Origin of the sequence: Allobosea psychrotolerans (genome assembly GCF_002917105.1) — a bacterium.
Lineage (GTDB): Bacteria > Pseudomonadota > Alphaproteobacteria > Rhizobiales > Beijerinckiaceae > Allobosea > Allobosea psychrotolerans.
The window spans coordinates 1-14,151 of the sequence record NZ_PQFZ01000014.1 but is presented as its reverse complement, the minus strand read 5'-3'; the positions used below and the strand labels follow the sequence as shown (position 1 = coordinate 14,151).

General features: G+C 66.4%; 15 protein-coding genes. 8 read left to right on the top strand and 7 right to left on the bottom strand.

Annotated elements, in window-relative coordinates; genetic code table 11:
- Positions 1–17: 17 nt before the first annotated feature.
- On the bottom strand, positions 18–1,616 hold the full coding sequence (locus CYD53_RS20650) for a rhodanese-like domain-containing protein (protein WP_103719973.1): 1,599 nt from the start codon (positions 1,614–1,616) through the stop codon (positions 18–20).
- Positions 1,616–2,581, bottom strand: a complete 966-nt coding sequence (locus CYD53_RS20645; RefSeq protein WP_245928357.1) for an alpha/beta fold hydrolase — start codon at positions 2,579–2,581, stop codon at positions 1,616–1,618. The genes CYD53_RS20650 and CYD53_RS20645 overlap by 1 nt, the downstream gene beginning before the upstream one ends.
- 77 nt (positions 2,582–2,658) lie before the next feature.
- Here CYD53_RS20645 and CYD53_RS20640 point away from each other — a divergent pair, with 77 nt between their 5' ends.
- Entirely contained in the window at positions 2,659–3,684 is a 1,026-nt protein-coding gene (locus CYD53_RS20640; protein ID WP_103719972.1) for a PdxA family dehydrogenase, read from the top strand.
- Positions 3,685–3,744: 60 nt separating this feature from the next.
- On the opposite strand, the gene CYD53_RS20635 is transcribed toward CYD53_RS20640, so the two are convergent.
- The 5 genes from CYD53_RS20635 to CYD53_RS20615 all read right to left on the bottom strand — a co-directional run bounded on the left by CYD53_RS20635 (position 3,745) and on the right by CYD53_RS20615 (position 8,284).
- Entirely contained in the window at positions 3,745–4,446 is a 702-nt protein-coding gene (locus CYD53_RS20635) for an ABC transporter ATP-binding protein (RefSeq protein WP_103719971.1), read from the bottom strand.
- Positions 4,433–5,221, bottom strand: coding sequence for an ABC transporter ATP-binding protein (locus CYD53_RS20630; protein WP_103719970.1), 789 nt, complete (start codon positions 5,219–5,221; stop codon positions 4,433–4,435). The genes CYD53_RS20635 and CYD53_RS20630 overlap by 14 nt, the downstream gene beginning before the upstream one ends.
- The gene (locus tag CYD53_RS20625; protein WP_103719969.1) at positions 5,218–6,165 is read right to left on the bottom strand and encodes a branched-chain amino acid ABC transporter permease; all 948 of its coding nucleotides are present in this window, start codon (positions 6,163–6,165) and stop codon (positions 5,218–5,220) included. The genes CYD53_RS20630 and CYD53_RS20625 overlap by 4 nt, the downstream gene beginning before the upstream one ends.
- Entirely contained in the window at positions 6,165–7,037 is an 873-nt protein-coding gene (locus CYD53_RS20620) for a branched-chain amino acid ABC transporter permease (protein WP_103719968.1), read from the bottom strand. The genes CYD53_RS20625 and CYD53_RS20620 overlap by 1 nt, the downstream gene beginning before the upstream one ends.
- Before the next feature lie 71 nt (positions 7,038–7,108).
- Positions 7,109–8,284, bottom strand: a complete 1,176-nt coding sequence (locus tag CYD53_RS20615; RefSeq protein WP_103719967.1) for an ABC transporter substrate-binding protein — start codon at positions 8,282–8,284, stop codon at positions 7,109–7,111.
- A gap of 293 nt (positions 8,285–8,577) precedes the next feature.
- On the opposite strand from CYD53_RS20615, the gene CYD53_RS20610 reads away from it, so the two are divergent.
- The 7 genes from CYD53_RS20610 (at position 8,578) to paaE (ending at position 14,031) form a co-directional block, all read left to right on the top strand.
- On the top strand, positions 8,578–9,237 hold the full coding sequence (locus CYD53_RS20610; protein WP_103719966.1) for a TetR/AcrR family transcriptional regulator: 660 nt from the start codon (positions 8,578–8,580) through the stop codon (positions 9,235–9,237).
- Between the two features lie 56 nt (positions 9,238–9,293).
- Positions 9,294–10,163 carry a phenylacetic acid degradation operon negative regulatory protein PaaX gene (gene paaX, locus CYD53_RS20605; protein ID WP_103719965.1) on the top strand — a complete coding sequence of 290 codons (870 nt, stop codon included), beginning with the start codon at positions 9,294–9,296 and terminating at the stop codon, positions 10,161–10,163.
- Between the two features lie 120 nt (positions 10,164–10,283).
- Positions 10,284–11,273, top strand: a complete 990-nt coding sequence (gene paaA / locus CYD53_RS20600; protein WP_103719964.1) for a 1,2-phenylacetyl-CoA epoxidase subunit PaaA — start codon at positions 10,284–10,286, stop codon at positions 11,271–11,273.
- Between the two features lie 69 nt (positions 11,274–11,342).
- The gene (gene paaB / locus CYD53_RS20595; RefSeq protein ID WP_069693210.1) at positions 11,343–11,630 is read left to right on the top strand and encodes a 1,2-phenylacetyl-CoA epoxidase subunit PaaB; all 288 of its coding nucleotides are present in this window, start codon (positions 11,343–11,345) and stop codon (positions 11,628–11,630) included.
- Between the two features lie 10 nt (positions 11,631–11,640).
- Positions 11,641–12,417, top strand: a complete 777-nt coding sequence (gene paaC / locus CYD53_RS30545) for a 1,2-phenylacetyl-CoA epoxidase subunit PaaC (protein WP_210202394.1) — start codon at positions 11,641–11,643, stop codon at positions 12,415–12,417.
- A 26-nt stretch (positions 12,418–12,443) separates the two neighbouring features.
- Complete coding sequence (gene paaD, locus CYD53_RS30540; protein WP_210202399.1) at positions 12,444–12,935, top strand: 1,2-phenylacetyl-CoA epoxidase subunit PaaD; 492 nt, start codon at positions 12,444–12,446, stop codon at positions 12,933–12,935.
- A 10-nt stretch (positions 12,936–12,945) separates the two neighbouring features.
- Positions 12,946–14,031: a 1,2-phenylacetyl-CoA epoxidase subunit PaaE gene (gene paaE / locus CYD53_RS20585; RefSeq protein WP_103719963.1), complete on the top strand. Its 1,086-nt coding sequence runs from the start codon at positions 12,946–12,948 to the stop codon at positions 14,029–14,031.
- The last annotated feature ends 120 nt before the right edge of the window (positions 14,032–14,151 follow it).

The following is a 14,151-nucleotide window of genomic DNA, read 5'->3' as shown; positions in this document are numbered from 1 at the left end:
CGCTGCTTCGCAGCTCCTCAGGATGAGGGCTCACCTTTCAAATCAGAGAGGTCTCTGAGGTCGATCGCATCCAGCCGGTACTCGCCGCGTTCGGCGTCGTCGAGCTGGGCGAGGAGGCCCATTTCCCAGGCGAGATAGCGCCGGGCGGCATCGAGATTGCCGTCATGCCGGTCGTGCACGAAGAACAGGAAGTCGATTGCCTCAGCGTCGACGGGGGCGCCCGGTGAGGTTTCCAGGGCAAGCCCTGCATTGCGCCAGGCCTGCGCATCGCCCGCGATCCTGTGCACCGAGACAGCGCCGGCCTCGATCAGGTCGACGGCGGCCAGCGCGGTGATATTCGCTTCCCCTGCCAGCAGGAGGCGGCGTCCGGCCACCGCCGGCAGGCGAGGCCGCATCGACCATGCCGCGCCGGGCAGATGCCCCGCGCGATAGTCGAGCGAGCCGCGCAGATCGAGCAGGAGGTCGCCATCCCGGGCTCGCGAGGCGGCTTCGCTCGCCGCGACCTCAGGCAGTGCGGCAGGATGCAGCGGCCCAAAGGGCTCGGCGGGCAGGCGCCAGTCGGTGGGCCACTCGTCGATGCCGGCGAGCACATAGGTCTCGTAGCCGAGTTGGCGCAGCCAGAAGGCGGCAAGCGCCGCCCGCAAGCCGGTATCGTCGGCAAGGATCACGCGGGCGCGGCGCACGCCGATCCATTGATCCGTGGCCTGGACGAGCTGGCCCCCCGGCGCGGAGGGCGCGGCGGCGCGCGGCGCGGCCGCATGCTCGGCGGGATCGCGCACATCGAGGAGATAGGTCGTCCGGTCTGGCTCCCGCGCGAGCCTTTCGGCTTCGGCGCGATCGACCTGCAGGAGGCCATGCGCCGCCATGAAGGCATCGGCGCGCTGTCGACTTGCCATGGCTTGCGCAGCCGGCAGGGGCGCGGCGGCCCGGCCATATGCCAGCGCGCGGCCCGACAAGGCCCAGCCCTGCGTGCCGTTCTCCAGTGCAAGCACAGGCAATCCCGGCTGCAGGATCGCAAGGCCTGCGGCCCCGATGATGCTGCGCGTGCGCCCGGCGCAATTGATCACGACCGGGCCGGCTTCCAGGGCGAGCGCGTCCCAGCGATGACCCGCCTCGCCATTGGGCATGGAGCGCGATCCGGGAATGGTCATCTTGGCGAATTCGACGGCCGGGCGGCCGTCGAACAGTTGAAAGGACCGGTGCGCGCTCCGCCAGGCCTCGAGAGCATCCGGTCCCATGGCGGGAATGTGCCACTGCGCCTCGACCAGCTCACCCAATGTCTTGCTCGGCACGTTCACGCCCTTAAACAGGGTGTAGCCCGCGGCCGCCCAAGCGGGGGCGCCGCCATCGATCCAGTCGATATCCGCATAGCCCAGCGCGGCCAGACGCGCCGCGGCGCGTGACGCCACGCCGTCGCCCTCGTCGACCAGGATGATCGGCACGTCACGGCGCGGCACGAGCGCCGTAACCAGGGCCTCAAGCCGGCTATAGGGGCAGGGCACGGCGAGGAAGGGATGACCCTCGCCGTATTGGCCGTGTTCGCGCACATCGAGACAGGCGATTTCGCCGGGCGCATGCAGACGCCGTTTTGCCCCAAGCGGATCGATCGCAGCCATCAGGCGGCTTCGCTGTAGGGCGCGGGTTCCTGGCCGGAGAAGAACTCCTGGAAGGTGGCATAGACGAGGTCGGGCCTGTGCTCGGCCGGGTAATGCCCGGTCGGGATCGCCCAGCCGCGCAGGTCGCTTGCCCATTCGCTCCAGGCCTCGATCGGCCTGAAATGCCGGCCGCAATGGCTGTTCGAGCCCCATAGCACGAGGACCGGGCAGTCGATCTTGCGCTTGCCGTAATCGGCCGTGTCCATGGCGAGGTCGAGGGTCACCGTGGCGCGGTAGTCCTCGCAGACCGCGTGGATCTGCTCCGGCGTCGTGCAGCGCGCATAATCGGCCAGCGCCTCGGGCGTGAAGATCTCGAGCCCGACGCCCTTCTTGTTGAGCTTGTAGCGGATGTAATAGTCGAGATCGGCGCAGATCAATCGCTCGGGGAAGGGCGCCTTCTGCGCCATGAAGAACCAGTGATAGGATTCCAGCCCCCAGCCCAGGCTGACATGGGTCAGGACATGGTGGGTCGGCACGATGTCGAGCGCCGCCAGCGCCGTGACGCGATGCGGCTGGTCGAGCGCCATGCGGAAGGCGACGCGTGCGCCCCGGTCATGTCCCGCGACTGCGAAGGTCTCGAAGCCGAGTGCATCCATCACGTCGAAATTGTCCTCGCCCATGGCGCGGAAGCTGTATTCGGAATGGTCTCCGCCGCCCTCCGGCTTGGAGCTGTCGCCATAGCCGCGCAGGTCGGTCGCTATCACCGTGAAGCTCTGCGCCAGAGAGGGCGCGATCTTGTGCCAGCTCGCCAGGTTGAGCGGGTTGCCGTGGATCAGCAGCAGCGGCGGTCCGCTGCCGGCGATGGCGACCTCGATCTCGGCGCCGCGGGTGCGCAGCCTGCGCCGCTCGAAGCCCGCCATCAGCACGGGGCCATGCGGCAATAAAGGTGGCCGGCTCGTGCCGCCGTCCGATCGTTCCAGCATCATCGGCATTGCTCCTCGCCAGATCCCATGCGATGAATATCATATTGTCGACAATAAGCATCTTGAATCTAGGGGACGTCATGGCCGCCATGCAAGACAAGCCTCGCCTCGGCTTCCTCCTTGGAGACGCGACCGGCATCGGCCCCGAGATCGCGGCGAAAGTGCTGGCCGATGGCGGCTGGCGCGATCATGTGCGGCTGGTTGCGATCGGCGACCGGCGCGTGCTGGAGCAGGGCGCGCGCGATGCCGGGGTGCAATTGCGCTGGACCAGCGTCGCTGAGGGCAACGAGATCGATTGGAACGCGCCTGAGGTTCCGCTGATCGATCTCGGCAATGCCGATCCCGCCTTGCTTGGACGGGGAGAGATGTCAGCCGAATCCGGTCGCATAACCGGCGAGACGCTGGCTCATGCGATCGGCCTCGCGCAGGCGGGCAAGCTCGACGCCATCACCTTCGCGCCGCTCAACAAGGCGGCGATGTTCGCAGGCGGCTGGCGCTTTCCCGACGAGCACAAGATGTTCGCACATCTACTCAAGCACCAGGGCTATTTCTCGGAGATGAACGTGCTCGACGGCCAATGGATGTCGCGCGTGACCTCCCATGTCTCGCTGCGCGAAGCGCTCGACCTGATCGATGCGCGCGCGATCACGGATGCGGTGGAGCTGGTGGACCGGATGATGAAAAGCGCCGGCATCGCAAAGCCGCGCATCGCCGTTGCCGCGCTCAATCCTCATGCCGGCGAGAACGGCCTGTTCGGCCGCGACGAGATCGAACTGATCCGCCCGACAGTGGAGCGGATCGCGGCGACTGGCATCGCCTGCACCGGCCCCTACCCCGCAGATACCGTCTATATCCGCGCCTTTGGCGGCGAGTTCGACAGCGTCGTTGCGATGTATCACGATCAGGGCCAGATCGCGACGAAGCTGAAGGGCTTCAACCGCGGCGTCACGGTGACGGCCGGGCTCGACATCATCTTCACGACGCCCGCCCATGGCACGGCCTTCGATATCGTCGGCAAGGGCGTAGCCTCGCCAGGCGCGCTCCAGACTGCCATCGAACTGGCCGGCCGGCTGGCCGCGGCGCGGGGCCGTGGCAGCACGCCTTAGATCACGCCACATTCGGACGGCACCGCCATCCGCAGCGTGTCGCGGCATGGGAAACCCCGTTCAAAGCCCGAGATAGGCAGCCTGCATCCTGGGGTCGGTCAGCAATGACTGAGCCGCGCCTTGATGCACCATTTTGCCGGTTTCCAGCACATAGCCGCGATCGGCGATGGCCAGCGCCGCCGAGGCGTTCTGCTCGACGAGGAGGATCGTCATCCCCTGATCCCGCAGCGAGACGACGGCATTCAGGATCTGGTCGACCAGCAGCGGGGCGAGGCCCAGAGACGGCTCGTCGAGCAAGAGCAGCTTCGGCGCGGCCATCAGGGCGCGAGCGATCGCGAGCATCTGCTGCTGCCCCCCCGACAGGCTCATTGCCGGTATGGCCCGCTTCTCCCAAAGAATCGGGAACATCGCATAGGCCTGTGCCAGCCGCTCAGCGAGGCCGGCATCCTGTCTGCGGAACGCGCCCAGGCGCAGATTGTCCTCGACGCTGAGCGGGCCGAAGACCTGCCGCCCCTCGGGCGACTGCGCGATGCCGAGTCCGACACGGGCGTGAGCGGGCATGCGTTCGATCGGCCGCCCTTTGAGCAGGATGCGCCCTCCCGTCAGCGGCTGCACGCCGGAGATCGTCCGCAGCAGCGTCGTCTTGCCGGCGCCGTTCGAGCCGACGAGCGCGACGATCTCGCCCTGCGCCACGGTCAGGCTGACCTCGTGCAAAACCACGATCCGGCCGTAGGCCGAGGACAATCCCTCAACCGTGAGCACGATCGGCCTCCCTGCTGCCGTGATCGCCGAGATAGGCCGCGATCACAGCCGGATCGTCGCGGATCGTGCGCGGCGTCCCCTCCGCGAGCGGGCGGCCCTGCGCCAGAACCAGGATCCGATCGGAAATCTTCATCACCAGCTTCATGTCATGCTCGATCAGGACGACGGCCGTGCCCGCCCGGGCGATCTCGACGATCAGCGCGTCGATCGCCTCGGTCTCGATCGCGTTGCAGCCGGCCGCCGGTTCATCGAGCAGGAGCACCTTCGGCTCGGCGGCGAGCGCACGCGCGATCTCCAGGCGCTTGAGCGCGCCATAGGGCAGCGAGCCGGCATTTGCGTCGGCGTGGGCGGCAAGGCCGACACGCTCGAGCAGAGCGAAGGCCGCGTCGCGAGTCAGGCGGTTCTGCCTGGCGACATGGGGCAGGCCGAGAAGGTCCGACAGGAAGGACGAGCGCTCAGCGAGGTGGCGGCCGACCATGACGTTCTCGATCGTCGTCATCCGGAAAAAGATCTGCAGGTTCTGGAAGGTCCGCGCCATGCCGCGCCGCACCAGGAGATGCGGGGAGAGCCCGATCAGCGACTGCCCAGCGAGCCGGACATCGCCCCTTTGTGGGCGATAGATTCCGGTGACAAGGTTGAACAAGGTGGTCTTGCCGGCGCCATTGGGACCGATGATCGAGAAGACCTCGCCCGGCGAGACCGAAAAGCCGACGCCATCCACGGCGACGACGCCGCCGAAGCTGATGCCGAGATCGGAGACGCTGAGCAGGCTCATGCGAGGCGCTCCGTAAGCCAGTTGCGCAGGGAGGGCACGATCCCCATGGGCAGCGCGATCATGAAGACCATGATCAGCAGGCCGAGCACGGCCTGCTCGTATTCCTGCAAGGAGGTCAGCGCCTGCGGCAGAACGATCAGGAACGCCGCGCCGACGACCGCTCCCAGCACGGAGCCGAGCCCGCCGATGATCACCATCGCGACGAACTCGACCGAGTGCATGAAGCTCGCCGCATCGGGCGTGATCAGGCCGTTCATGCAGGCAAGCAGCCCACCGGCGATGGCGGCATAGATGGCGGCGGCCACGAAGGCGGCGAGCTTCTTGGCCGCGACGTCGACGCCTGCGCCCGCCGCTGCGACCTCGCTGTCATGCAAGGCGCGCAGCGCCCGGCCGGACGGGCTGTCGGCGATGTTGAGCGCGATCCAGGCCCCGAGGAGCAGCACGCCGGCGCTGACCCAGTACCACTGCATCGCCCCGGCGATGCGCCAGCCGAACACTGTGAGGCGCGCCACCGCCATGCCGTCGGGCCCGCCCGTGACCGCGCTTTCGCTCTGGAAGATCAACGCCAGGATGAGGCCGAAGCCGAGCGTAGCGATGGCGAGGTAATAGCCTTTCAATCGCAGGATCGGCCGTCCGACGACATAGGCAATGACGCCCGACAATGCCGCAGCCAGAATCAGCGACAGCAGCGGCGAGAGGCCGAGATGGGTCGGGCCGATCGCCACGCCATAAGCACCGATACCGAGAAATCCGGCATGACCGAGGCTGACCTGCCCGGCATAGCCCATCAGGATCGTCAGCCCGAGCGCGGCCAGCGCGAAAATCCAGACCAGCGCCGCCACGCGCAGATAGAAGGCCGACGGGGCGATCAGCGGCACGATCGCGATCATCAGCGCCAGGACGGCGAGTGTCGCCCAGCGCGACCGCAATGCGCTCTTGAGCATCAGACGCGCTCCACGCTGCCGCCGCCGAACAGGCCACGCGGCATGAAGAACAGCACCAGAAGGATGGCGAGGAAGGCGACGCCGTCCTTATAGGTCGAGCTGATATAGCCTGCGCCAAAGGCTTCCATCAGGCCGATCAGGACGCCGCCGACCACGGCGCCGAGCGGGTGGCCCATGCCGCCCACCATCGCGGCGGCGAAGCCCTTCAAGGCGAACAAGGTGCCGATGTCGTAGCGCGTCAGCGTGATCGGCGTGACCAGGACGCCGGCGATCGCACCGATGGCGGCGGAGACGCCGAAGGCGAGCGCAAGGATGACCTTGACGTTGATCCCGACCAGACGCGCCGCAAGGCGGTTGGCGGCAGTGGCGAGCACCGCCTTGCCGAGCAGGGTCCGTTCCAGGAAGAGATAGAGGGCGACAAACAGCACGATTGCGCCGCCGACGACCCAGAGGCTCTGCGGCAGGATGGTCGCGCCGCCGAGCGCGATCGGATCCGAGCCGGTGAAGGCGGGCAGCGAGTGAAACTGCTTGTCGAAGACGACCTGGGCGACGCCCTTGATGAAGATCGAGGCGCCGATCGTGATCATGATCAGCGCGACCGGCGAGGCGCCGCGCGCCGGCTCGATCGCCAGGCGATGCAGCAGCAATCCGACGGCGACCGCCGCCAGGATCGCGATGAAGGCGGCGAGCGGCAGGGACAGGCCAGCCGCCGCCAGAAACACCGTGCCCATGCCGCCGATCATGACGAAGTCGCCCTGGGCGAAATTGATCACGTCGGAGGCATTGTAGATCAGCGTGAAGCCGAGCGCGACGAGGGCGTAGACCGCGCCGACCGTCAGGCCCGAGAAGAGCAGTTGCAGGAATTCGGCCATGGCGTCTCGCAGATGCGCTGGCGCCGGGGCTTATGCCCCGGCCGGGGTAGGGGTACCAGGTCGGCTGCGCCTCAGCGCGCGCCGACCTCGACCCAGCCGCCGTTCCTGACTTCCAGCATCCGGAAGGACTCGGTGCCCAGCCCGAGATGGTCGGTCGCCGACATCGTGTAGATTCCGGTGACGCCGACATAGCCCTTGGTGGCTTCGAGCGCGTCGCGGATCTTCTGCGGCTCGGCGCCCTTGGCCTTCTGGATCGCCTCGACCACGAGCTGAATGCCGTCGAAGGCATAGCCGCCGAAGGTGGAGACGGGCTGGCCGACGGCCTTCTCGTAGGATGTCTTATAAGCCGTCACCACCGTCTTCTGCTTGTCGGTGTCGGCGAGCTTGTCGGCGACGAGCAGGGCAGGGGCGGGCAGCCTTATGCCTTCAGCGGCGGGGCCGGCGAGGTCGATGAAGCTCTTCGAGGCGACGCCATGGCTCTGGTAGAGCGGCAGCCCGATGCTGAGCTGGCCATAGTTGCGCGTCACGATCGCCGGGCCCTGGCCGAAGCCTGGGTTGACCACCGCCTGGAGACCTGCGGTGTTCTTGATCTTGTTGAGCTGCGGCGTCATGTCGGAATCGGTCGCGCCATAGCTCTCGTCGGCCACGATCGCGATGCCGTAATCCTTCACGACCCGCAGGCACTGGGCGCGCATCGACTTGCCGAAGCCGTCGGTGCCCGAGATCATGCCGATCTTGGTCAGGCTGCGCGCCTTCATGTCCTCGAAGATCTTTTCGCAGGCGGTCTTGTCGGTATGCGGCGTCTTGAACACGAAGCTGCGCACGGGTTCGATGATCTCGATCGCGCCGGCGACGGAGACGAACGGCACCTTGGCATCCTCGAAGACCGGGATCATCGCCATGGTCGTGCCTGTCGTGGAGCCGCCGACCATGGCGACAACCTTGTCGTCCTCGATCAGCCGCGTCGCGAAGGTGCGCGCCTTGTTGGCGTCGCCGCCATCGTCATAGAGCACGAGCTCGATCTGTCGGCCGAGCACGCCGCCCTTCTTGTTCAGCTCCTCGACATAGATCTTGAGGGTCTTCGCCTCGGGGTCGCCAAGGAAAGCGGCAGGGCCGCTTGCGGAAAGGACGGCGCCGATCTTGATCGGGTCGGCGGCAAGAGCCGGCAGCGACAGCAAGGTTGTGACAGCAAGGGCTTGCAGCGCGGACGCGCGCAAGGACTGCCGTCCGAAGGCGGATTTCGTCATGGGGCGTTCCTCCAAGAAGGCCTGAGCTGGATCAAGCGCGGCGGTTGGCCCGCCGTTTTATTCCCGTCGGCATCGTAGCTGACGCCGATACGGTGGCAAGCTAAATTAACCGGCCGATTGGTCAATCTTAAAAGCGAGGTCGCACGCCTATCATTGATCGACCATTCGGACAGTCTTTGGTATTCAGAATCGACGAGGCCGATTATGGATGCTGGAAAGCGGCAAGGCCGAACCGGCGGTATCAAGCCGGGTGAAGGCTGCGCCGGAACCGCCACTCAGGAACACGACAGGCAATGGCTCGCACCCGCGCACAAGACTACGACGCCAAGCGGCAAGCGATCCTGCACCGCGCGGCTGAGCTCTTCGCCCAGTACGGCTATTCGGGAACCTCGATCACGATGATCGCGGAGGCCTGCGGGGTCTCCAAGGCACTGCTGTACCACTATTATCCCGACAAGGTCGCGGTGCTGTTCGACATCCTGTTCGATCATCTCAACGAACTGGTCGCCGTCGTCGAGGACACGGCGCTTGCGGCGAGGGATCCGCAGGAGCGCCTCTACGCCCTCTCGGCCGCGCTGCTGGAAGCCTATCGCGACGCCGACGCCCAGCATCAGGTGCAGATCGCCAGTCTCAAATTCCTGAGCGACGACCGGCAGGAGACGCTGCGTGCCCTGGAGCGCCGGCTTGTGGCGATCTTCGCCGAGGCCATCGCCGAGTCGGTTCCGGAGGTGGGGCATGGGCCTCTGCTCAAGCCGCTGACCATGTCCCTGTTCGGCATGCTGAACTGGCACTATCTCTGGTTCCGCGAGGGCAAGGGCCTGTCGCGCCAGCAATATGCGTTGATGGCTTCGCAACTCATCACCGCCGGAGCAGCGGCTGCGGCAGAGGCTGTGGCGCCTGGCACCCCAAAGACGCTTCGACCTCAAGCCGTATCCGGCAAGCGCGGGGCGTAAAGCGGCTTACAGATCGTGTGGCTTGCGGTTGCGCTGCGGTGCGTTACTGATCGCCGATGTCTCGCGCGACCCTCGACCCGATCCTCGACCATCTTCGCGGCGAGCCTTCGCGGACCTGGTCGATCATCATCACCATCTATGGCGACGCGATCGTGCCGCGCGGCGGCTGCGTTTGGCTCGGCACCCTGCTTGCCTTCTTCCGGGCGATGGGATTGTCAGACGGGCTTGTCCGCACGGCCATGTCCCGGTTGGCGACCGATGGCTGGCTGGAGCGCATCAAGGTCGGCCGCAACAGCTTCTACCGACTGGCCGATAAGGGGCGCGATACCTTCCGGCACGCGTCGGAGCAGATCTATTCGCTGCATTCGCCGCCTTGGCCGGGGCGTTTCGACATGGTGCTGCTCGACGGCGGCGCCGACCGCGAGACCACGAAGGCGGCGATGGAGACCGCAGGCTTCGGGGTCGCCTCGCCCGGTCTGTGGCTTGCGCCAGCGGGCGCCGCGCTGCCGGACCTGGCAAACGGCGCGCTGCGCTTCGAAGCGAGCGGCGACCCTTCGACCAATCGAGCGCTTGCAGCGAGGAGTTGGCCTCTCGACGCCATCGCCGAAGCCTATCGCCGTTTCCAGGCCGCGTTCGAGCCGCTCGCGGCCGGCCTCGAGGGCGGCGTTCACCTGTCCGATCTCGACGCGCTCGTCGCCCGCATCCTGCTGATTCACGAATACCGCCGGGTCGTGCTGCGCGATCCCGTCCTGCCCGCCGATATCCTGCCGGAGGACTGGCCGGGCGCGTCGGCACGCAGCCTGTGCGCCGTGATCTATCGCCAGGTGCTGCCCGGCTCGGAACGCTGGCTCGACCAGAACGCGATAGATGAGAGCGGCGAGCCGCTGCCGCGTTCGAGCGAGATCGGGAGCCGGTTCACGACCTGACCCTAGGGCTACGGTGCGCGGTCGCACGCTTCGTTGCATCACAACATGTTACAGGAAATTATTGACAATAGATTTTTTGTTACATATGAATTGGACCAACGAGAATAAGAGGAGGAGCGCATGTATACGCAGGCCCTCAACATCCGCCCCGATTCCGGCGAACGCCAGCTTGAGGATGCCGATCTCACGGTCCGGTTTCAGGCCAGGATCGACGCCGAGGAGCGGATCGAGCCGAACGACTGGATGCCGGCCGCCTATCGCCGGACCTTGACCCGTCAGATCTCGCAGCACGCCCATTCCGAGATCGTCGGCATGCTGCCGGAGGGCAATTGGCTGACGCGGGCGCCCTCATTGCGGCGCAAGGCCGCCCTGCTCGCGAAGGTCCAGGACGAGTGCGGCCACGGCCTCTATCTCTATGCCGCCGCCGAGACGCTCGGCTCCTCGCGCGAGGAACTCGTCGACCAGCTTTTGAGCGGCAAGGCCAAATACTCCTCGATCTTCAACTATCCGACGCTGACCTGGGCCGATATCGGGGCGATCGGCTGGCTCGTCGACGGCGCGGCGATCATGAATCAGATCCCGCTCTGCCGCTGCTCCTATGGGCCTTACGCGCGCGCCATGATCCGGGTCTGCAAAGAGGAATCCTTCCACCAGCGCCAGGGCTACGAGATCATGCTGACGCTGTCGCGCGGCACGCCCGAGCAGAAGGACATGGCGCAGGATGCGCTCAATCGCTGGTGGTGGCCCTGCCTGATGATGTTCGGGCCGCCCGATGCCGCCAGCTTGCACTCCGACACTTCGACGCTGTGGAAGATCAAGCGCTTCTCCAATGACGAGCTGCGCCAGAAATTCGTCGATGCCACGGTGCCCCAGGCGCGGATTCTCGGGCTTTCGCTGCCCGACCCGGAGCTTCGCCTGGATGAGGAGACCGGGCACTGGCGCTATGGCGAGATCGACTGGAACGAGTTCAAGCAGGTGATCGCCGGCAACGGCCCGTGCAATCGGGAACGGCTGGCGGCGCGGCGCAAGGCCCATGACGAAGGCGAGTGGGTGCGCGAGGCGGCGCTCGCTTACGCGCAGAAGCAGCGCGACAAGGCGCTCGCCGCCTGAAACGCCGTCATCGGCACATCCGCTGAAGAAGCGCGGGCCGGCATGGCATCGCGGCAAGGGAGATAACGCATGGCCGGGCCGATGATGCCGCTCTGGGAAGTCTTCATCCGCAGCCGCAACGGGCTCGCGCACAAGCATGTCGGCTCGCTTCATGCCGCAGATGCCACATTGGCGCTGCAGGCGGCGCGCGACGTCTATACGCGGCGCGGCGAAGGGCTTTCGATCTGGGTCGTGCCGTCGACCGCCATCATCGCCTCGGACCCGAGCGATGCCGGCATGATGTTCGAGCCGGCCGAGACGAAGATCTATCGGCATCCGACCTTCTACGAAGTGCCCGACGATGTCGGGCATATGTGAGGACATCGCCATGCCGGTCGCATCGATCTCCGTCTCCGACACGCCGCTGCTGCGCTACACTCTGCGGCGCGCTGACGACGCCCTGATCCTGGGCCATCGCCTCTCGGAATGGTGCGGCCACGCGCCGATGCTGGAAGAGGACATGGCGCTGGCCAATATGGGCCTCGACCTGATCGGGCAGGCGCGCTCGCTCTACGCCTATGCGGCCAGGGTCGAAGCCGCCGGTCGCGACGAGGATGCCTATGCCTATCTGCGCGACGTGCGCGGCTACGGCAATCTCCTCCTGGTCGAGCAGCCCAATGGCGATTTCGCCCAGACCATGCTGCGCCAGTTTCTCTACTCGGCCTTCATCGATCCATGGTGGCGCGCCATGATGGATAGTACCGATGCGACGCTGGCTGCGATCGCCGCCAAGGCGGAGAAGGAGAGCGCCTACCATCTGCGCCACGCCTCGGAATGGGTGGTGCGGCTGGGCGACGGCACACAGGAGAGCCACAGGCGGGCACAAGCCGCGCTCGATGCGCTCTGGCCCTTTACCGGGGAGATGTTCGAGGTCGATCCGAGCGAGCGGGAGCTGATTGCAGAAGGCGTGGCGATCGAGCCCGAGAGCCTGCGCGCCGGCTGGTGCGAGACCGTCGCCAGCGTGCTGGCCCAGGCGACGCTTGCCGTGCCGCAAAACGACTGGATGCAGAAGGGTGGGCGCAACGGCCATCATACCGAGCATCTCGGCCATCTCTTGAGCGAGCTGCAATATCTGCAGCGCTCTTTCCCCGGTGCCGTCTGGTGAACGCCCTCGCGCTCCATCGCGATGCCATTGTGATCGACGAGGTCCGGCTCGACGAGGCCCGGCGGATCGCGGGCGCCGTCGTCGATCCCGAAATTCCGGTGCTGTCGATCGCCGATCTCGGTGTGCTGCGCGAAGTGCGCCTCAATGACGGCAGGATCGAGGTCCTGATCACGCCGACCTATTCGGGCTGCCCGGCGATGACGATGATCGCGCTGGAGATCGAACTCGCGCTGGAGCAAGCCGGCTTCGGCCCCGTCACGGTCGCGACAGTGCTGTCGCCGGCCTGGACCACCGACTGGATGAGCGAAGACGGCAGGCGCAAGCTGACCGAATACGGCATCGCGCCCCCTGTGAGAGGCGCCGGACGACGGGCATTGTTCGGCGCGGAAGAGGTCGCGTGCCCGCAATGCGGCTCGCTCGATACATCCCGGCTCGCCGAATTCGGCTCGACCTCATGCAAGGCGCTCTGGCGCTGCAATGCCTGCCTGGAGCCTTTCGACTATTTCCGCTGCCATTAGTAGGGGCGCCATGTCCACCGCCACACCCCGCTTCCATCGCCTGACCGTCCGCGAAGTGAAGCGTGAGACGCAGGACGCTGTCTCGATCGCCTTCGCGGTGCCCGAGGACCTCGCCGCCGATTATCATTTCGCACCCGGTCAGTATCTGACCCTGCGCGCGACAATCGAAGGCGAGGACACGCGCCGCTCCTACTCGATCTGCTCGGGTCCGCAGGACGGCGAACTCAGGATCGCAGTCAAGCAGGTCGATAACGGCCTGTTCTCGACCTGGATCAACGGCAATATCGCCATCGGCGATGCGGTCGATGTGATGACCCCGACCGGCCGCTTCGGCCTGGAGCGCGATCCGGGCGACGGGCGCGTCCATGTCGGCTTCGCGGCGGGCTCGGGCATCACGCCGATCCTGTCGATCATCCGTGGCGTGCTCCAGCGCGAGCCGACGAGCCGCTTCTTCCTGTTCTACGGCAACCGCTCGACGCAGGACATTCTCTTCCGGGCGAGCCTCGAGGAGATGAAGGATCGCTTCCTCGGGCGGCTTGCGATCTTTCACGTGCTGTCGCGCGAGGAGCAGGATCTGCCGATCCTGAACGGACGGCTCGATGGCGAGAAGGCGCGGCTCCTGCTGCGCAGCATCATCCCGGCGGCCGCGGTCGACCATGTCTTCATCTGCGGCCCGGCCGCGATGAGCGAGGATCTGGAAGCGACCCTGCGGGAGATCGGCATTGCCGAGGACGCCATCCATGTCGAGCGCTTCGTCTCGGCACTCGGCGGCCGGCCTCGGCCCAAACCCGTCATCGTCGAGGCGAGCGCTCCGCCCGCCCATCTCGGGGCGATGATCGTCGATGGCAAGCGCCGCGAAATCCCGATCGCCGCGGGCGAAGCCATCCTCGACGCGGCATTGCGCGCCGGCATGGACCTGCCCTTCGCCTGCAAGGGCGGCATGTGCTCGACCTGCCGGGCCAAGCTCGTCGAGGGCGAGGCGCAGATGACGGTGAACTACTCGCTGGAGCCATGGGAGCTCAAGGCCGGGTTCATCCTGACCTGCCAGGCTCATCCGACCAGCGCGCGGGTGGTGGTGGATTTCGATCAGGTTTGATTGCAGCGCGTCATTGCGAGCGGAGCGAAGCAATCCATGTGTGGACGGCCCGTTGTTTGCAAGATGGAAGCGTCTGGTTGATCTGGTCGCTTGCGGTCATGTGTCCGGCCTGTTGGTGCG